The organism is Verrucomicrobiia bacterium (assembly GCA_023953615.1).
In the GTDB taxonomy this organism is placed as follows: domain Bacteria; phylum Verrucomicrobiota; class Verrucomicrobiia; order Limisphaerales; family JADLHS01; genus JADLHS01.
The window spans coordinates 809583-828794 of record JAMLJH010000002.1; the positions used below are offsets into that span (position 1 = coordinate 809583).

Here is a 19212-nt window from a genome sequence, read left to right on the forward strand (position 1 = left end):
AATCATTCGTGACGCAGCGCCACCATCGGATCCACCTTCGCCGCGCGGCGGGCGGGCAACCAGCAGGCGAACATCGCCACGGACAGTAGGAACAAAGCAACCCCCAGAAAGGTTGCTGGATCGGTGGGTTTCACTTCGTAAAGTTGACTGGTCAGCAGCCGCGTAAGCGCCAGCGATCCCACCAGTCCAACCACCAAGCCGACAACGGCGGGACCCATCCCTTGTCGGAGAATCAAGCCGAGCACATTCCGCGCATTCGCCCCGAGCGCCATGCGGATGCCGATCTCGCGCGTGCGTTGAGCGGCGGCATATCCCACCACTCCGTAAAGACCCACAGCCGTCAGTGCCAGTGCGGTGACGGCAAACAGGCCCAACAGCAGGCTGGTGAAGCGCGGTCGCGCCACGGCATCGGAAACCAATCGTTCCATCGTGCGGTAATTCGCGACCGGCAGGAAGGGATCGAGACTCTTCATCTCCGCGCGAATCGCGCGCTCCAAGGTCGCGTCGGACATGGCCCCAGCCCGGACAACGATCGTCATCATGTTCTGCGGGTCTTGTTCCAGTGGACGATATACCTGCGGACGCGGTTTTGCCTCGGGGCGGGAACTCCGTACGTCACGCACCACGCCCACCACGGTCAGCCAGGGAGCGTGATCATCGGTTTCTCCCAACTTAAGCCGGTGGCCCACCGCGTCGGTTCCAGCAAAGAAGTTGCGCGCGATCGTTTCGTTAATGATGCAAACCGGTGGCTGGTTCGCCGTATCTCGGCTGGTGAAATCACGGCCTCGCAGCAGTGCTATTCCCATCGTTTCAAAATAACCGGGAGTCGTTCTTCGCGTCTCGGCGTTGGGCGTGTTCTCCGCGCTCGGTAAAGGCTGTCCCTCGGCATAAAGCAGATCAATTTGTTCGGGGCCACCCAGAGGCAAGCTCGAAATGGCGGCGGCGGACCGGATGCCGGGGAGCTTGCCCAGCCGCTCCACCGCCTCCCGATAGAACTGCCTTTGGCGCTCGCCGCTGCCGTATTTTTCGCCATATAGTCCCACATCGAACGCGGTCAGATGCTGCGGCTGAAATCCCAAGTCCACCACTTGCAGGCGCAAAAAGCTTTGCGCCATCAATCCTGCACCCGTCAACAACACGACCGCCAGAGCCACTTCGCCTGCGACCAAGAGTCCGTGGGTCCGTTGCCAGCCTCTGGCGTTCCCGGAGCGTCCGCTCGCGTTCAACGCGCGGGCAAAATCCAGCCAACTGGCCCGCCAAGCCGGGGCGAGGCCGAAGATAATTCCACTAACCAGCGAGACCACAACGGTGAACAGAAGGACTCGTCCATCCAGCGTCGTTTCGTTGAGCCGAGCAATGTTCGGTGGAGCCAACACCAGAATGGCCCGGATACCGGTCGTACCGAGTACCAGCCCAAACAGGCCGCCGAGGGTGGAAAGGAGCAAACTCTCGGTCAGTAACTGGCGAAGAATGCGACTCCGCCCCGCTCCGAGGGCCGCTCGTACCGCGATTTCCTTCTGTCGCGCGTTCGCGCGGCACAGCAGCAAGTTCGCGAGGTTGGCACAGGCGATCAGCAGCACGAAGCCAACGGCACCGAGCAGCACGAACAATAGCGGGCGTAGCGTTCCTGCTACTTGGTTGGCCAAGGGACGCAGATGGACGATCCAGCCCTCGTGATCCGCGGGCGACTCCGTGGCCTGTCGGGCCGCAATGACGTTCATCTCGGTTTGGGCCTGACCGAGCGAAACCCCGTCCTTGATCCGCCCCATCGCGATGAAATCGCGGGTATCGTCCCGCTGCCAATACGCGGCATTCTCCGCGAACGGCAGCCAGATGTCCGTGCCCTTCATCAAGCCATAGGCTGGCGGCATCTCCGAACCGCGCGGGAAATTGAAGCCCGGCGGCATGATTCCAACGATCTCTCGCCGTTCCTGATTCACCGTGATAAATCGTCCGATCACATTCGGTTGACCGCCGAAACGACGCTGCCACAGCCCGTAGCTGATGATTGCTACCCGGTCAGTTCCCGGCTGCTCCTCTTCTGCGTTGAAACTTCGTCCCCACATCGGCGCCACGCCCAGCAGTGGGAAGAAATCTGCCGTGACCTGAATGCCGCCGATCCGCTCCGGATCGCCATCTTCCGCCAGATTGGCCGGCCAAGGACGAAATGCCGCAATTTGCTCGAAGGATCGTGCTTGCTGACGCCACTCGGTGAGATCCACTGGCGCCGGCGGCAGTTCCGAAAAACCCAAATCGAGCGCTGGATTATCTGTCCACAGCATCACCAGTCGGTCTGGTTGCTGATACGGCAGCGCCTTTAGCAGGACCGCATTAACGACACTGAAAATGGCGGTGTTCGCCCCAATGCCCAGCGCGAGCGTGAGGACGGCCACGGCGGTGAAACCGGGATTTTTGCGCAACTGGCGGAAGGCGAACTTGAGGTCCATCCACGTCGCCTCGCCAAAACTCGCGCCGCGAGCCTCGCGACATTCTTCACGCACACTTTGCAGATTTCCAAACCGCTTCCGCGCCTCCCGCGCCGCATCTTCCGGCGACATGCCCGCCGCGATGTTCTCCGCCGTGCGTTGTTCGAGGTGATAGCGCAACTCCTCGTCAATCTCCTGTTTCACCGCCCGTCGTTGTCCGAGCGAGCGGAATTGGCGGCGGAAGAAAGTGGAAATGTTCATGTGCGCGTTTGTTTCCGGTCAAACCGCTTGCAACACGAGCGTGATGGCCCGGTGAACGCGCTCCCAGAGGGCCGTCTCTTCCTCCAGTTGTTTGCGCCCGGCGCGGGTCAATTCATAAAATTTGGCGCGGCGGTTGTTTTCGGACTTGCCCCACTCCGCGCGAATCCAACCTTTTTCCTCCATGCGATAGAGCGCCGGGTAGAGCGAGCCTTCCTCCACCACGAGCACGTCATCGGAGCGTTGCTGGATGCGTTGGGCGATGGCGTAGCCGTGCATTGCTCCGGCGGTGAGGGTTTTGAGGATGAGCAAGTCCAGCGTGCCTTGCAGGAGTTCGGATTTGTTGGTGGCCATAGGTTGTCCTAGACGTTCTAGGGGAGAATAGACAGCTTGCCTAGATTGTCAAGGGGAGAGTTGCGCTCACCGGGAGCGGAGCACACAGTGCGCTTGTTTTTTACGTGGGACGGAATAATCTTGGGCGCATGAAGAATGACGTCGTGCGGGTTCAGATTCGCGGCATCCTCCCCGTCAACAACAGTTGTGCGTTATTTGTGGGAAATGACGAAAAGGTGTTCGTCATCAATATTGAACCGCAGATGGGGCACATCATTGGCATGTTTTTGCGCGACACGCCGAAGGAGCGGCCAATGACGCATGATCTCATGAGAAGCGTCTTCAAAGGATTCGGCATTTCGGTCGAGCGGGTGGTCATTACTGATTTGCGCAACGCCACGTATTACGCCCGACTTATTTTGTCGCAAAGCAATGAGGTCGCCAAAAAGTTGGTGGAAATTGACGCGCGCCCCAGCGATTGCCTGGCCCTGGCCTCGGCGGAAAAATGTAAGATTTACGTCAATCGTTCCCTGTTTGAGCAGCTCGAGGATATGACCGAGCAGTTCAATCAAATGAATCAAGGAGAAGATGCGCCAGAGTAAACTGGCCGAAAAACCCGCCGCAGCGGATAAGTCCGTGGCCCTGGTCCACGGCGACGATGATTTCGCCGTCAAACAACGCGCCAAGGAATTGTATCAGAAGTGGAGTGCGGAACTGGGCGGCGAAGATCATGAGATTATCGAGGCGTCCGTCAGTAACAGCGGTGAGACCCTCCGGGTCATCGGCAAACTTCGGGAAGCGCTGCAAACCCTTCCGTTCTTTGGTTCGGGCAAGGTTGTTTGGTTGCGTAACTGCAATTTTCTCAGCGATGAGAACGCAAAACCAGCCACAGCGGTTACTGATGCGTTGGCCGAGCTGTCCCAAGATCTGAAGGAGTTTTCCTGGGACAAGGTGCGGTTGCTGATTACTGCCGCGAAGGTGGACAAACGCAAGTCTATCTTCAAAACGCTGGAAAAAATCGGGCAGGTACAGAGCTTCGAAAGCTGGTCGGTCAATGACAAGGATTGGGCGGCTCGGGCGGAAGTACTGGTGCGAAATCAGATTCGGGAACGTGGCAAGCGCATGGGGGATGGCGCGTTGAGGGAATTGGTGGCCCGCGTCGGGCCGCAGCCGCGCCAACTGGTCAACGAAGTCGAAAAGCTTTGCCTCTACGCTGGTGATCGGGAGGAAATCACCATACAAGACGTGGAAGCCATCTCCGTGAGGAACAAGCAAGCGCGGGCTTTTGCGTTGGGCGACGCTTTGGGAGATCGGAATTTGGCGCGCTTGTTGGCGCGCTTGGATGAAGAATTGTGGGAGGCGCAATTCGACCGAGATAAGAATGAAATCGGGTTGCTCTATGGATTGATTTTCAAGGTCCGGGCCGTGCTCTTGTTAAAGGAGATGCTGCAGGAGGGATGGCTTCACGCGACGGGAGATTTTTCCAACTTCAAGTCGCAGTTGGCTGATGTTCCCAGGGCAAAATTACCTGAGGATAAAAAATACAATCCATTGGCGCTTAATCCGTATGTGTTATTCAGGGCCTTATCGCAGGTGAAAAACTATTCATCCGCGGAGTTGATTCGGGCGCTGGAACTATTGTTGCAGGCGAATCAAAGACTGGTCTCGAGTTCGTTGGACGAGCGGGTGGTTTTACAACAGGTTTTGATTGAGATCGTTGGGGTGACGCCAACACCGGGGCGGTCGAGTCGCTAACACGAGCGAGATTGAGGAACGAGGATGAGTGGAAAAAATCAGAAAAAATGACGACTTCTCCTGCTAACTTGATGGTGCTGACCGGTGACCGCTTTGCCTGCGTAAAAGTCACTGGACGGGCGACTTTTACTCAAGCGGTTGATTTCAAGGCGCTGCTCGCTGGTTTGGAAGCGCGGGGCTACCCCTGTATTGTTATCGAACTGTCAGAATGTTCGCTAATGGACAGCACCTTTCTTGGCGTGTTGGCCGCTTTGGCGGCCCGGCTGAATGTGGCCAACGGAGAATGTGAAACGCGGGCCATTGAGCTGCGTCATGCGAACGCACGGTTGGTTGATCTGCTCGAAAGCCTGGGGGTGTTGCATCTTTTCAAAATGGGACATGCGGAAACCGTAGATTCCGGCTATCAGACGGTGGCGACAGACGCTTGCCGACAATCACGCGAGGATTTGATCCAAGCCTCACTCGAGGCCCATGAGGCGCTCATGCAACTCAATCCCGATAACGTGGGAAAATTCAAAGAGGTCGCTAAATTCCTCAAAGACGATCTGAAAAAGCTTAAGAATACTAAGAAAATAACGTAAAAGCCGAATCCGCGACTTCCGGTATGATGGCAATTTATTTGACGATTAAAAACTGAACTAACTGCTTTTCTACGTTCGTATTTCTTATTTTCTCTCCGATAAATCATTTTATGATTGAGTTTTATCCGGGTTCCGCTAGCCTGAGCAGGCGTCAGGCTTTTGGAGTTACGGAGTTCCCAAGATTTCCAGACCGGAATCACGAAATAGTGTAAAAAACGGTTTTTCCGTTGGTTTTGCAATGTAGCGTGAGTCGTGTCTGCCCAAAAGCGTTACGCTTGGTTCATTAACACTATGCTAAAACGTAAGTCTGTCCGAAATACTACCGTTAAATCTCGAAATACTGCTCCAACGAGAAAACCTTCCCCAACCAAAGCCCCTTCCGTTCGGCGACGCTTCGTTCTGCCGAGCGTCCGGCGACAAAGCAAGGACTCCAGTGCGCCTGCCGCGGTCAAAGCGACGAAAGTAGCCAAAGTGGTCAAAGAGACCACGCCACGTCGCGGCGTCCAGGCGACCGAAGCGGCGAAGAAGCCCGAGTTGCCTACACAAATCGCGGCCATGGCGAATCCGAGCGCGAGCGCGGTGGATATGACTGAAACGGTGAAGATGCTGCTGCATCTTTCCCAGGAGAACGGCTACATCACGTTCGACGACATCAATGACATTCTGCCGGACGGCTTGACGCCGGAAGACTTGGACACGCTGTTCACCAAGCTGCGGAGTCTGGATATTGAGATTGTTGATCAAGCTGAGGTCCAGCGAACCGCCAAGAAGGACGAGGCGGAAGAGCCTGAAGAGGATTCGCGACTGGAAATTCTGGATGATCCGGTGCGGATGTACATGAACCAGATGGGCAAGGTGCCGCTGTTGACCCGGGAACAGGAAGTGGAGATTTGCAAGCGCATTGAAGACGCCGAAATCGCCATGAAGCAAATTATTTGCGGACTTGGGTTCACGGCCAAAGAGCATATCGCCATCGCGGAGAAATTGCTGAGTGAGCCGCCGAAAGAGCGGTTCGATCGCGTCGTGGTTGATAAAAAAGTTGCGAATCGCGAAGGTCACCTCAAAGACTTGCGCACCCTGATCAAGAAGGTTCGGGCGGCGGATGTCAAGGTGGATGAAAAATATGCGACGTTGATGAAAATCTCCCAAAAGGGCCGCAAGGAGAAGCTGTATAAGGAATTCATCAAACTAAGTCAAAAATTGCAGGAGATGTTTTCCAAGTTTGCGTACAAGCAGAAGGTCATCGAGGAGATGATTGTCGTGGCTGGAAACATTTACGAGAACTTGCAAACCAGTTCCCGTCGCGTTCAGGAACTGGAGCGCTTGCGGACCACCTCCGAGCGTCGGGCGACCATCGAAGCCGAGCAGGCGCGAATCCGCACTCTGGAGCAATTTGTTCGCATGCCGAAAGAGGAATTCTCGAAGGCGTTTGCCAATTTGAAGGACGCGGCGGATCGGGCGCATCGGGCGAAAACGCACATGGCCGAGGCCAATTTGCGCTTGGTGGTTTCCGTGGCTAAAAAATACACCAACCGCGGCCAATCGTTCCTCGATCTGATTCAGGAGGGCAACATTGGTTTGATGAAGGGCGTCGAAAAATTTGAATACCGGCGCGGTTACAAATTCTCCACCTACGCCATCTGGTGGATTCGTCAGGCCATCACGCGTTCGATTGCGGATCAGGCGCGTACCATCCGCATCCCGGTTCACATGATCGAAATCATGAACAAACTGTGGCGCGCGCAGAAACAACTCACCCAGGAACTGGGGCGCGAACCCACCCCGGAGGAGTTGGCGGATGAAATGCACATGCCGGTGAGCCGGATCAATTCGCTGCTCAAGATGGCGCAACAGCCCGTCTCACTGCACGCTCCCGTCGGTGATGACGGCGACGTCAGCGTGGGCGATTTTATCGAAGACAAAAGCGCGGAAAACCCTTCCGACGTCACCAGTTATTCATTGCTCAAAGAAAAGCTGGGCGACGTGCTTACCACGTTGACCGAGCGCGAACGCAAGATTCTCGAAATGCGGTTCGGTCTGGTGGATGGCTACGAACGCACTCTGGAGGAAATTGGCAAGATGTACAACGTCACCCGGGAACGCATCCGGCAGATTGAGGCCAAAGCGCTCCGCAAGCTGCGTCACCCGACGCGCGTGCGCCACTTGCAAGGATTCCTCGATAGCGAAGATGCCGCCGCGGCCTGAGGGGCAGGGGATGGTTGGGAATTACCCGTATTTATTCCACGTTTCGGAGCATTGGGTTTGACATGAGCCGAAGCGTTCGGAAAATTATCGCTCCCGGTGGCCAGAGTAGCTCAGGGGTAGAGCAGAGGACTCATAAGCCTTTGGTCGCAGGTTCAATTCCTGCCTCTGGCACCATGTTTTCAACGGCTTGCGCTGGTAACGGGCGCAGGCCGTCTTGTTAGCGGCCAGTCCCGAACCACTTTGCCACACTCCGATGATTGCTCGTAGCGTTTTTTATTACGCTTGAGTTCTCGGGCAATTCTGAAACGGAGATTTTCACCACCATACACGCCTGCCCAATCTGGTGTTTCCCGTTGTCGCGGTGTGATTGAGCCGATTGCATTGACCTGCGTTTGATTTCCCAAGTACGCAAACGGAAAGGATTTCGGAAGGAACGCAACCTCATCGGAGACCAACGTGGTAAAACCGAATTGCGCGCGTCGGCAGGTTAAATCAACGTTTCCTTTGAGCTGCTGTGCGGTCCGTTTGATTCACTTAACGGGATTTTGCTTCCGAGGCGGGGGCGAGAGAATTGATCTTTTGTCGGATGGAGGCGGCGTCGGCGTAATCGGGAATTTCGGCAAGGAGTTGCTCGTAATCGTGAATCGCATCGGCGTTGCGTCCCGCGTCCGTCAGGTGCCGACCCAATTCCAATCGCAAGCGCAGGCGTTGTTGCGGGGATGGGTTGTGTTCGAGCGCTCGTTCATACATCAGGATGGCGGAGCTGGGTTTGCCTTGAGCGAAGTAGAGTTCCGCCAATTTCTCGGATAGCACCGCACTCGGTCTGGTCAAGGGCGTGCTTTCGAGGAACGCGGTGAGTTCGCTCAAGTTCATGCCCCGCTCGCGGTTCAAATTGATCACGCGCTCGATGGCCCATTCCGCAAGGCGATTCGTTTGCGTGGTGAAGGTTTGAAAGTGTTCTTGCAGGGAGGTTTTGGCCGGGCGGTAAAGCGGATCGCCCACCACGGTGGTTTGCCAGGAAAGCACCGGTTGCGCGGCGTAGCTGGCCGTGCCGAAGTCGAATCCAAGCAATAACCAGCGGCTGGTAAAAACGCCGAGGTCCGGAGTGCCGCTCAGATAAGGTTCATCCACGCAGCCCATCGTGCAGGTGGCGCCTTTGGCGAGCAACGGCCCGACCCAGTGACGTTCGGTGGTGCGCAAGGAATTTGCGCTGTAGGAATGCAGGTGATAGGCAAACGCACCGGGCATAAACTCCACGCGCGGCAGCGTGAAGGGGCCACTCACGTTTTCCTGATACCAACCCATGTAAAGCGCGATGTGACTCATGGGGAAGCCGACTGGAAACGTGGCCCCGTTTTCATCAATCGTGGTGTCGAAGCCCGCAACCTGAGACATTTTTGCCGCTTCGCGAATCCAATCATCGCCCGGTTTGTAGCTGGGATCGGAAATGTTGCGCACATCAAAATAGGCGCGGCCCCACAGACCATCGCGTTCCGCCTCCAACGCCTTGTCCACCAGACCGCGCGCGATGGCGGCGTTGGGGCCGTCGAGTCGGGCGACGATTAAAATGCCGTTGGTGGGGTGGAATTCGGCGGCGTTGGTGACACCGTAGAATAGGTTCAGCGTTGGTCCGGTGAGCGGATAACCTTGCGCGGCCAGCGGCAGACAAGCCAGCTCGCTATCCACGGCGGCTTCATTGCGGCGCAGTTCCGGTCGCAACGTGGCGGCGATGGGTTCGGACAACTCGTTATCGCGGCGGATTTTCAACGGCACGCCGTAGCACAAAACCAGATAGCGGATTTTGGACGCCACGACTTTGCGCGCCACCACGCGTCGGGTGTTGTTGGTGTCGGGCAGTTCGCCTTTGCCGATTTGCCAGAGCTTCAATTCCTGCAGTTGCTGTTGCAACGGGAGTTGGAGCTGTCCGCGAAATTCACCGCGAGACATGGTTTCGCCATCGGACAATTCAAAGCCGAGCACCTGTTCCTGGGGCACCTGGCGGAGGCGCGCGTAATAGTAAGCGAGCGATTTGGATTCGTCCAATTTGCGATTGTAAACCACTACCACTTCCGAGCCGTCGGCCCATAGCGAAACCGCACTGGTCAGCAGCCACCAGCCGATCAGGATGAAGAGGCGGTTGGGTTTCAATTTTTAGGCGGAGGAGATGGCTCCGTTACTTTCCACTTTCAAACCGTCCCACGCGAGCCAGATATCCGGGGGCAGCTCGGCCTGAGTTTTGTCGTGGTCATAATCCTGGGTGAGATGCGTGAGATAAGTGTGGTTGGCGCGAATGCGTCGCGCGGCGGTGAGCGCTTCGTCCAGGCACATGTGGGTGGGATGCGGCGCCAAGCGCAACGCATCGAGCACCACGATGTCCGTGCCTTGAACTTGTTCCACCACGGCCGGCGGAACTTCCTTGCAATCGTTCAAGTAAGCGAGCCGTTTGACGCCGTTTTGCCGGAACAAAAATCCGGTGGTCGTGAACCGACCGTGGGGCAAGGGCAGAGGAACGATTTCCAAATCGCCAATGCTAAATGGGCCGGTGATTTCGTGGGGTTGCGGCATGAAGTAACCCTTGGGCCACGGCCCATCGTGGAACGCATATTTGAACACGCGCCGCAGAACGTCCATGGTTTCCGCGCTGGCATACACCGGCAAGGTGCGATCGCCATTCAGGTCGCAGAACCGCCGGCAATCGTCCATGCCCATGATGTGATCCGCGTGTCCATGCGTCACCAGCACCGCATCCACTTGATGAATCTTTTCCCGCAACGCCTGGATGCGCAGTTCGGGGGAGGTGTCAATTAAGAGGCGGACCTGGTCGGTGGCGACGTAAGCCGAAGGCCGGGTGCGCCAGTTTTTGGGATTGGCCAGAAATTCGGGCGGATAATCACGTCCAATGATGGGCACGCCTTGCGAGGTGCCACTGCCGAGAAATAACAAAGAGAACGCCATAGAACCAAATCTCCTGCGAGTTTATATCGCCCGACAAGGTATCGCGAACCTTTTCAAAGGCGGATTCAATTTACTGTTTTGGTAAGCGAACGGACATGGCTTCACTCAGGATTCTCTGAAAAAAAGCCGGGAATTACGGGAGTTTAACCTTGAAAGGGGGTGGTTCGGATGGAACAGTCCCTCCATGCCTTGGCGCGTTACGACTTGGAGCGGTGTGTTACTCATCATCAACCTTGGAGTCCACTTAACCTGCGGACAGGTTTATTTGAACGAAGTGGTGGCGACCTCTGCCGAGCGGACGCTGCAACGAGCAAGCGGTCAGTACCCGTGGATCGGGAACACGACTTCATGGCCGTCTCTGGCTTATGACGATTCGCAGTGGCGTTCTGGTCCAGGGCCATTTGGTTTTGGAAGCTTCAGTGGCGTCACCTTGGGGACCGATGTGGCGGGGATGGTTAAACAACGGGCCGCGTCGCTTTACCTACGCAAATCATTTAGCGTCACGGCGGCGCAAGCGGCCAGTGGCGCGGCGCTGTTTTTCACGTTGCGTTACAATGACGGCTTCATCGCTTTTCTGAATGGCCGGGAAATCGCGCGGCGCAATATGGGTAATCCGGGCATGTTCGCTTTCCACGATCAAACGGCGTTCAACCCCAGATCCACAACGGCTGCTGCGGAAACGATTAACATAGGCGCGGCCAACACCCAACTGATCGAGGGCGAAAACGTGCTTTGCGTTCAAGTCCACAACCAAGCGGTCGGCGGCTCGGTGGGAGACACGCTGCTCTTTCTGGCCGATCTGCAACTCGTCGGCGGGGCCACGCTGGTGACGCAAGGCTCTGATTGGAAATACTTCCCCGGCTTGGTGGAGCCGTCGGGCGGCGTCTTGGATTACGGATTTCATGAGGCTTCCTTTTCGCTCACCTTGAGCACGACGCCGTCGGACGCAGAGATTCGTTACACTTTGGACGGCAGCGAACCCAATCCCGGTCTGCTCTACACCGGTCCGCTTTCCATCACGACCGATCAGATTGTGCGCGCGCGTGCGGTGCGGTCGGGAGCGGCTCCGTCGCGCATCGTCACGCATACGTATTTGATGCAGGAGACGGCGGCGAAGAAGTCGCTTGCCGCGTTGTGTTTGGGAGGTGATCCGGCGTTGACTTATTACGGACCCAATGCCAGTGGTGGTCCGGCCCTCGGGGAGGGCATCTTTGCCATTAAAGGCGGAACGTACGTGGCGGGTACCTGGACGGCGAATAATGATACGGCGGCCTTTAACTTTCCCATGTTACTGGGGCGTGCCAGCGAGAAGCCCGGCACGTTGGAGTTTTATCCGTTGAACGGTGAACCGTTGCGAACCGATCTCGGGGTGCGGCTTTCGGGCAGTCCGTATTCCCGGCCGCGCTACACGCTGACCGATGCGCCTTCGGCGCGCTTTACTCCTTCCTTCATGCGTAAACCGTCCTTCAACCTTTACTTCCGCTCTGAGTGGGGTGAGCGTCCGCAGGAATATCCATTCTTCGCCGATGCCGCGACGACCCGCTTCAAGGATATCCGCGTCCGCGCCGGCAAGAACGACATCCAGAATCCATTCATCCTCGACGAGTGGGTGCGGCGGTTGTTTATCGCCATGGGGCAACAAGGCAGCTTGGGCACGTTCAACACGCTTTACATCAACGGCGTGTTCAAAGGGTACTACAATTTGTGCGAGCATTTACGCGAAGCCTTCATGCAGGAACATTATCAAAGCTCCGAAGCTTGGGATGTCCAACAGGTCAACGACTTTACCAGCGGCAACGCGACCCACTGGAAAAAGACCCTGGCCTATGTGCGCGGTGCGAATCTTTCGGATCCGGAGGCGTACCGGCAGGTTTCCGATTACCTGGAGGTGGACAACTACATTGATTACCTGATCCTCAATTCGTTCAGCGCGATGTGGGATTGGCCCAACAACAACTGGGTGGCCGCTCGTGAACGCAGTGAATCGGGGCGCTGGCGTTTTTACGTGTGGGATGCCGAGGGCAGTTTTGGGCAAAGCGGAAGGAACCCGGACTACAACAGCTTCACCAGCGATCTCATCATTGGCAACGCTGGCACGACGGGCGACAACTACATTCCCGCGTTGTACACGTTGCTGCGGGTTTCTCCAGAATTCCGGCTGCGCTTCGCGGATCGGGTACAGAAACATTTCTTCAATGATGGCGCGTTGGTGAGCACCAACATTCAAGCCATCTACCAAACGCTGCGGGCCGCGATCAACCCAATCATGCTTGAAGTTCAGGGCAGTGCGGTGAATGACAGCTTTTACAATGCCTGGATCGTCAATGACACCCGTCGCGATATTTATTTCACGCAATTGTCCGCTCAAAACCTCTGGCCCAGTTTGATCGCTCCGAGCCTCAGCCACCTCGGCGGGGTGGTGGCGAGCGGCCTGGCTCTCAATCTCAGTAATCCCAATGGTTACGGCACGATTTATTTTACGACGGACGGAACCGATCCCCGCGCGCTGGGCGGCGCCATCGCGGGCACGGCTTACACAAATCCCATCACGATCCAACAAACGACCACGGTGCAGGCGCGGGTGCGGAGTGAGAGCGGCGATTGGAGTCCGGTCATCGTCGCGTCGTTCATCGTGCCAACGTCGGTTCCAGTCTTCCTCCCGACGGGTAGCGGGGATTGGACTGTGGATGATAATTGGTCCAGCGCGCCGTTGCCTTATCCGAATGATATCGGTCAGGCCGTGGCCATTCCGCCAGCCGATGCGGATCGCAATGTGAATCTGCGCGCGCCCGTCACGGTGGGCGTGATTCAGTTTCCGCAGGGTGAAGCCACGACGCGGAATCGGGTTCGGGATCAGGGCACGGACAACTCGCTCACGTTCCAACAGACGAATGGTCCGGCGTTGATTGAAGTGGGCGGCGACGGCAGTGGTTACGTGGAGTTCGACGTTGGTGCGGGAGTGAATTTGCAATCGGATCTCCAGTTGACTGTTACCAATCTGGTGGGCGACGCGGATTACGGCGCGCTGCGTTTGCGTAACAACTGGTCCGGGCCGGGAGGATTGATCAAAGCCGGTCTCGGGATCGCGTCTCTGACTGGCGATGCCAAAACTTACACCGGAAGCACCGTGATTGAGCAAGGCGTGTTACAGGTGACTGGACCGGCCGCGCCCATTGCGTCCTCGTCGGTTTCGGTTCAATCAGGTGGCCAGCTTCGTTTGACTTCGGGCAGCGATCCCGGCGAACCGCGCCTTTACACTTTTGGTGGACCGATCTCGCTGGCGGGGGCCGGACGCGGAGCGGAAATTTCCGAGGGGCAAGCGCAAGGCCGATTGGGCGCGCTGCGTTACGATCCCGGCTCGGGCAACAATCAAGCCTTACTCACCAATTCAATTGTGCTGACCGCGCCAAGTGAAGTGCATGTGGCCGGCAGTCGCAATCGGCTCACGCTGGCGGGAGCAGTGAGTGGTGCGCAACCGCTCACCAAATCCGGCGGCGGCACTTTGGAACTGGCTGCAAATGATCCGGTTTCAATTGGCGCGATTCAGGTGGATAATGGTTCGCTCCTCCTTTCCGGCGACGTTGAAGCGCCCATCAATGTTGCGGCTCCGGCGTTACTCACCGGTGCGGGTAGTGCGGGTGCTTTGAGCGGAACGGGAACGCTGTGCTTGGAAGAAATTTTGAGCGCCCCGTCCATCACCGGTTTGACGCAGCAGTTCGTATTTACAAAAACTGGCTCGCCGAATTATGGTCAAACTCCAATTGCCAACGGGGTGTTGCTGCTCGCCAATCCTCCCACCGCTGTGGCGGCAATCGAGGTCTTTCTACCCGTGGCCCCCGCGCCTGACGCCAGATTCCGCGGCGGTTATTTTCTGCCTTACGCACTGGATCTGTCGGCGGCGGTGACTGCCGCGCCCCAACACGTTTGGGTTCTGGACCCGGAAGGATCACGGCAGTTTAAGGATCAAACATGGTCCGAGCTTGGGACGGTTCAAATCACCACCGTGGCGGAGGCGGCCGATTTTGGCGGCGGCCAAGTGTTTGGGCGCACCCTGGAAGTTCGCGTGGAGGGAGCGCCGGTTTCATTTGCGGCCTGGCAGGCGGCCGCGTTTCCAGATCCCGCCGATCTTGCCGATCCCGAAATCGCCGGCCCCGGCGCCGATCCGCTTCACAGTGGTGTGTCCAATTTACTGCGCTACGCCCTGGGTTTGGGCCTGACGGATAATCCGGCGGAGCGGGCGCCACAATTTGTGGGATCGGCTTCCGCACCGGCGATCCGCTTTCCCTTCGACTCCGGACGCAACGACATCGCTTATGTCGTTGAATCCGTCTTCGACGTCACCGATTGGTCCAACGCCACCGTTCTTTTTGATTCGCGGGCGGATTTTCCTCCGGCGACGGAATCCGGTTGGATCACCATTCACGACCCCGCGCCATCCACCCAACAACGGTTCTATCGGCTCAAAATTATTCCACTGCCGCCGGGGTGAGTTGAGAAGCGACGGAATTCAGTTCGCGCTCTGAAAACCTGGCGTCATGGCGTCGGGTAAACGCAAAACGCGGCCGGATTGCATTTTCGAGATTGCGCACGATTGCATTTTGCCATTGCCGAAAAATGGCCGCATCCGCAAATTCTCGCGGACGCAGACATGCTCGCAACGCTCCGTATCAAGAACCTGGCACTGGTCAGTGATCTGACGTTGGAACTCCAATCGGGTTACAACGTCATCACCGGTGAAACCGGCGCGGGCAAATCCATTATTCTTGGCGCGTTGAATCTCGTGCTGGGCCAGCGCGCGGACCGGGCGTTGATTCGTGCCGACAGCGATTCCTGCGCAGTCGAAGCGGTATTCGATTTGCGCGACGTGATGGCTTCGCGCCGGGCCATCTTGCTGAAACGCGAGTTGCCGGAATGGTTGGCGGCGAACGGGCTTGAGCCGTGCGAAGCGGGGCAGTTGATTCTGAAACGCACTTTCACCAACGCGGGGGCGAACCGCCAGTTCATCAACGGCTCCGCCACGACGTTGAGCAATTTGGCCGAGATCGGCGCGTGGCTTGTGGACCTGCACGGACCGCATGATCATCAATCCTTGCTGCAACCAGCCAAGCAACTGACCATCCTCGACGCCTTTGGTGGACTCGAGCAATCGCGCGCCGAGTTTGCCGCGCTGGTGCGGCAAATTGCCAGTTTGGAAGCGGAAAAGGCGGCGCTGGTTGGCGATGAAAAGACCTACGCGCAGCAGTTGGATTTATTACGCTTTCAAGTGCAGGAAATCGAAGCGGCCCGGCTGCAACCAGATGAGGAGGAAGCGCTCGTGGCGGAGCATCATCGCGCCAGCAACGCGGCGCGTCTGTTGCAGTTGAGCCAGACCGCGTTGGACGGACTCGCGGAAGGCGATGGGGCGTTGCTGTCGCAGGCGGAAAGTATTGGTCGCATTCTGCAAGAGTTACAACGGGTGGACGCGGGGGCGACGCCGCTGACGGAATTGCACGAGCAGGGGATTGTTGCCTGGCGCGAGTTGCAGACGGCGCTGCTGCGCTACGCCGACCGGGTGGAGGTGGATCCGGCGCGGCTGAACGAATTGGAGGAACGCTTGAATCTCATCAATGCGTTGAAACGCAAGTACGGCCCCAACCTCGGCGCGGTCCTGGCTTTCGGCGCTTCGGCGCGCGCCCGATTGCAAACTCTGGAATCTCGCGATGCCGAACTCGCGCGCTTGGCGGCGGCGTCGAGTCAGATGGAGCGGGAGTTGGTTGAAATTGGGCGCAAACTGACCGCTGGGCGAAAAAAAGCCATTCCTCAGTTGACTCAGGCCGCCATGCGTCAGTTGGCCGATCTCGGCTTCAAACAGTCCCGGTTTGAAGTGAAATTGGAGTCGGCGCTTGCCGCTCATACCGCCGCGGGCGCCGCAAATGGAAAGTGGCGCGCTTCGGGTTTTGATGAGATCGAGTTTCAATTTTCACCCAACGTCGGCGAACCGTTGAAGCCGTTGCGCGCCATTGCTTCCTCGGGCGAAATGGCTCGCGTCATGTTGGCATTGAAAACCGTGTTGGCAGCCCAGGACGAAATCCCCGTGCTGATCTTTGACGAAGTGGACGCCAACGTCGGCGGTGAAACCGCGCATGCCGTCGGCGAGAAAATGAAACAGATCGCCGCGCAACATCAGGTGCTGTGCATCACGCATTTGCCGCAGGTGGCGGCGGCCGCCGCCGCGCATTATGTCGTCACCAAGCAGGTGAAGGCGGGCCGGACCATTTCCGAAATTACCCGGCTCGACCCGAAAGCGCGCGTGACCGAACTGGCCCGGATGTTGGGTGGCCAAAGCGGCGCGGCCCGGAAACACGCGGAAACCTTGCTGGAGTGAGCGAACGATGTTGGGGTGATTTCAGCTTTCCTGTGGCCGCACTCAATGTCCGTTCGGCGCGACGAGTTTGAGTCCCACCACTCCCGCGACGATCAATCCGATGCAGACGAGGCGCAGGACTTCACGCGATTCACCAAAGCAAAACATTCCGATCAACGCCGTGCCGACCGCGCCAATTGTTAAGTGCCGCAGTGCCGTCGTAAGAAGTGCCGTTTTCTGGCCGAATTGGGGTCATAAGCTCGGGTGAGTTTACGATCTCAGCGCGGCCAAAGCGCCGTCAGTGTGCCGTCCTTCCCTTTTCCATTATCTCACTCAACCGAGTTGCGCCGTCAGCGGGGCCGTAAAAAAGCTTGACGGTGGCAGTGAGCTTTGGGCAAGCAGTTGAAATGTCTCACCGGCCTTTTCGTTTTGTACGCGATGAACCCGCGTTGAAGGAGTCGCTTTTTCGCTCAAGCAGCAGCGCTGTCCCCGCTGCGGTCAAGTGGAAACACTGAATCGGCACAGCATTCTTCGTGGCAATGATCCGGCCAAAACCAGCGGCCAACTCGTCCGTGGTCAGCGGGTGTTTTGTACCAATCGCGGGCTGCGTGGCGGCTGTGGCAAAACATTTTCCATCCTGCTGGCGGAGATTTTACCACGACACACGTTGACCGCTTCGCTGGTGTGGCGGTGGCTGCTGGAACTGCTGGCCGGACTTTCGATCAAAGCCGCCGTGGAAAAATCGCGTCTGCCTTTTGCCGTGGAAGCGTTCTATCGGTTGCGGCGCGGACTGCGGCGGTGCCTGGCTTCGGTGCGAACGCGGCTTTGCCGGGAACAATCGCCGCCGGTCAGCGCACACACCGATCCGTTGCTGCAAACTGTGGAACATCTGCGGGCCGTCTTTCCTGACCATGAGTGTCCACCGGCAGCCTTTCAACTCCGGTTTCAACGTCCGTTTTTGGGATAAACCGGCCAGCACAGCCGCTGACTTTTGCCGAATTATCACGTCGGAATTTTGCCGGCGGGTTTTGCGGACCGGCGACAACACGACAATCCCATCCCTGTTGGTGCCCGGTGTCCGGTAGCGTCGCCGGCGTGAATGCCAACCACTCCACTAAATAATGACTCATGCGAAATCCCACCGCCTATTTGAAAATGCGGGTGCTCGGGGCCATTGACATGGCCGCGGGCAACTCGATTCAGGCCCGCATCCGGGCCGTCAGCCAGATGACCTTCACCGACGAGGAAGGCCACTCGCGCCAGTTCACCTGGCGCACGATCCAGACCTGGTATTCGCGTTATCAGAAACATGGCGTGACCGTCATGGAAAACCAGCCGCGCTCCGACAAGGGCAAACGCCGCAAGGTGGTGATCGAAGACGTGCTGGACGCGGTGCAAAAGGTGTTGCCCAAGGTTCACGGCAAAGCTCCGGCGCGGGCCTTGCTCTACCGGCTGTGCATTGAGGCCGGACTCATCACCCGTTCCCAAATTGCACCCAACACCTTCAACCGGCTGGTGCGGGAGTTTGAACTGCTCAAACCTGACGCCGAGGCCAGCAAGAAAATCCGGCTGGCTTTTGCCAAGGCCCACGCCAACGAAATGTGGCAGGCCGACACGCTCTGCGGCCCGTTTGTAACCATCAACGGCGTGCCGGTGCAAACGCGGCTGATCGCCTTTTTGGACGATGCTTCGCGCGTCTGCTGTCACGGCCAGTTCTTCCCGGCCGAAAATGTGGACGCCCTGATCGAATCGCTCCGCGCGGCGTTTTACAAACGCGGCGTGCCCCACGCGCTGTATGTGGACAACGGCTCGATTTACAGCTCCAAGGAAATCATCCAGATCTGCGCCCGGGTCGGCTGCCTGCTGCATCACACACCGGTCAGGGATGGCGCGGCCAAAGGAAAAATCGAACGGTTTTTCCGAACCGTCCGCGACCAGTTTTTAGCGCGCGACCTGGATTTGAGTTCGCTCGACGCGCTCAATCGCCAGTTCACGCAGTGGGTCGAGGAGCATTACAACGCCCAACTGCATTCCGTGCTGGGCATGAGTCCGCTGGATCGCTACGCGCTGGATCGCAAGTGGGTTCGCTTTCTGCCGCCAAATGAGGCCAACGATGAGTTGTTCTTTGTCGAGGAAGAGCGCCATGTCCGCGCCGACAACACTTTCGCGTTCAAATCGCTTCGCTGGGAAGCGCCACGTCACTTGCCGGATCGCACCATCCACATTCGTTTCCAGCGTTCGCAGCCGGTCAGTCGCGTGGTGGTTTATTACAAAGGCGAGCGCATGGGCGAAGCGCGTTTGCTCGATGCCATCGCTAACGACAGAAAACCGCTCAACCCGCCAACTGAAATTTAAT

General features: G+C 57.6%; 12 protein-coding genes, 1 tRNA gene and 1 pseudogene. 9 read left to right on the forward strand and 5 right to left on the reverse strand.

Annotation, left to right across the window (positions count from 1 at the left end; all coding sequences use genetic code 11):
* Positions 1–2 precede the first annotated feature (2 nt).
* Together M9920_13795 and M9920_13800 are read right to left on the reverse strand one after the other, a co-directional pair.
* Positions 3–2687 (reverse strand): ABC transporter permease, encoded by a 2685-nt coding sequence (locus tag M9920_13795; GenBank protein ID MCO5053361.1) that lies wholly within the window; start codon positions 2685–2687, stop codon positions 3–5.
* An 18-nt stretch (positions 2688–2705) separates the two neighbouring features.
* Positions 2706–3038, reverse strand: a complete 333-nt coding sequence (locus M9920_13800; protein MCO5053362.1) for a PadR family transcriptional regulator — start codon at positions 3036–3038, stop codon at positions 2706–2708.
* Positions 3039–3166: 128 nt separating this feature from the next.
* On the opposite strand from M9920_13800, the gene M9920_13805 reads away from it, so the two are divergent.
* The 5 genes from M9920_13805 (at position 3167) to M9920_13825 (ending at position 7732) form a co-directional block, all read left to right on the forward strand.
* Positions 3167–3619: a bifunctional nuclease family protein gene (locus M9920_13805; protein ID MCO5053363.1), complete on the forward strand. Its 453-nt coding sequence runs from the start codon at positions 3167–3169 to the stop codon at positions 3617–3619.
* On the forward strand, positions 3606–4772 hold the full coding sequence (gene holA / locus M9920_13810) for a DNA polymerase III subunit delta (GenBank protein ID MCO5053364.1): 1167 nt from the start codon (positions 3606–3608) through the stop codon (positions 4770–4772). Before M9920_13805 ends, holA begins: the two co-directional genes overlap by 14 nt.
* Positions 4773–4783: 11 nt before the next feature.
* Positions 4784–5353: an STAS domain-containing protein gene (locus M9920_13815; protein MCO5053365.1), complete on the forward strand. Its 570-nt coding sequence runs from the start codon at positions 4784–4786 to the stop codon at positions 5351–5353.
* A gap of 471 nt (positions 5354–5824) precedes the next feature.
* Positions 5825–7558, forward strand: coding sequence for an RNA polymerase sigma factor RpoD (gene rpoD / locus M9920_13820; protein MCO5053366.1), 1734 nt, complete (start codon positions 5825–5827; stop codon positions 7556–7558).
* Positions 7559–7657: 99 nt separating this feature from the next.
* A tRNA-Met gene (locus tag M9920_13825) sits at positions 7658–7732 on the forward strand.
* Positions 7733–8092: 360 nt separating this feature from the next.
* Here the strand turns inward: M9920_13825 and M9920_13830 are convergent.
* Together M9920_13830 and M9920_13835 are read right to left on the reverse strand one after the other, a co-directional pair.
* Positions 8093–9706, reverse strand: a complete 1614-nt coding sequence (locus M9920_13830; protein MCO5053367.1) for a TIGR03790 family protein — start codon at positions 9704–9706, stop codon at positions 8093–8095.
* A 3-nt stretch (positions 9707–9709) separates the two neighbouring features.
* Positions 9710–10513, reverse strand: coding sequence for an MBL fold metallo-hydrolase (locus tag M9920_13835; GenBank protein MCO5053368.1), 804 nt, complete (start codon positions 10511–10513; stop codon positions 9710–9712).
* Positions 10514–10697: 184 nt separating this feature from the next.
* On the opposite strand from M9920_13835, the gene M9920_13840 reads away from it, so the two are divergent.
* Both M9920_13840 and recN read left to right on the forward strand, forming a co-directional pair.
* Positions 10698–15002 (forward strand): chitobiase/beta-hexosaminidase C-terminal domain-containing protein, encoded by a 4305-nt coding sequence (locus tag M9920_13840; protein ID MCO5053369.1) that lies wholly within the window; start codon positions 10698–10700, stop codon positions 15000–15002.
* A gap of 159 nt (positions 15003–15161) precedes the next feature.
* On the forward strand, positions 15162–16877 hold the full coding sequence (gene recN / locus M9920_13845) for a DNA repair protein RecN (protein MCO5053370.1): 1716 nt from the start codon (positions 15162–15164) through the stop codon (positions 16875–16877).
* A 42-nt stretch (positions 16878–16919) separates the two neighbouring features.
* Here the strand turns inward: recN and M9920_13850 are convergent.
* Positions 16920–17054, reverse strand: a pseudogene (locus M9920_13850) (QacE family quaternary ammonium compound efflux SMR transporter).
* A 304-nt stretch (positions 17055–17358) separates the two neighbouring features.
* On the opposite strand from M9920_13850, the gene M9920_13855 reads away from it, so the two are divergent.
* Together M9920_13855 and M9920_13860 are read left to right on the forward strand one after the other, a co-directional pair.
* Entirely contained in the window at positions 17359–17823 is a 465-nt protein-coding gene (locus M9920_13855; GenBank protein ID MCO5053371.1) for a hypothetical protein, read from the forward strand.
* A 161-nt stretch (positions 17824–17984) separates the two neighbouring features.
* Positions 17985–19211 (forward strand): DDE-type integrase/transposase/recombinase, encoded by a 1227-nt coding sequence (locus M9920_13860; GenBank protein ID MCO5053372.1) that lies wholly within the window; start codon positions 17985–17987, stop codon positions 19209–19211.
* Position 19212: the final 1 nt, after the last annotated feature.

What these genes read in the sequence shown, in the direction of transcription:
- recN (MCO5053370.1), top strand. Translation starts at nt 15,162, where the DNA reads ATGCTCGCAACGCTCCGTATCAAGAACCTGGCACTGGTCAGTGATCTG.
- M9920_13795 (MCO5053361.1), bottom strand. Translation starts at nt 2,687, where the DNA reads ATGAACATTTCCACTTTCTTCCGCCGCCAATTCCGCTCGCTCGGACAA.
- M9920_13840 (MCO5053369.1), top strand. Translation starts at nt 10,698, where the DNA reads ATGCCTTGGCGCGTTACGACTTGGAGCGGTGTGTTACTCATCATCAAC.
- M9920_13835 (MCO5053368.1), bottom strand. Translation starts at nt 10,513, where the DNA reads ATGGCGTTCTCTTTGTTATTTCTCGGCAGTGGCACCTCGCAAGGCGTG.
- M9920_13800 (MCO5053362.1), bottom strand. Translation starts at nt 3,038, where the DNA reads ATGGCCACCAACAAATCCGAACTCCTGCAAGGCACGCTGGACTTGCTC.
- holA (MCO5053364.1), top strand. Translation starts at nt 3,606, where the DNA reads ATGCGCCAGAGTAAACTGGCCGAAAAACCCGCCGCAGCGGATAAGTCC.
- M9920_13860 (MCO5053372.1), top strand. Translation starts at nt 17,985, where the DNA reads ATGCGAAATCCCACCGCCTATTTGAAAATGCGGGTGCTCGGGGCCATT.
- M9920_13805 (MCO5053363.1), top strand. Translation starts at nt 3,167, where the DNA reads ATGAAGAATGACGTCGTGCGGGTTCAGATTCGCGGCATCCTCCCCGTC.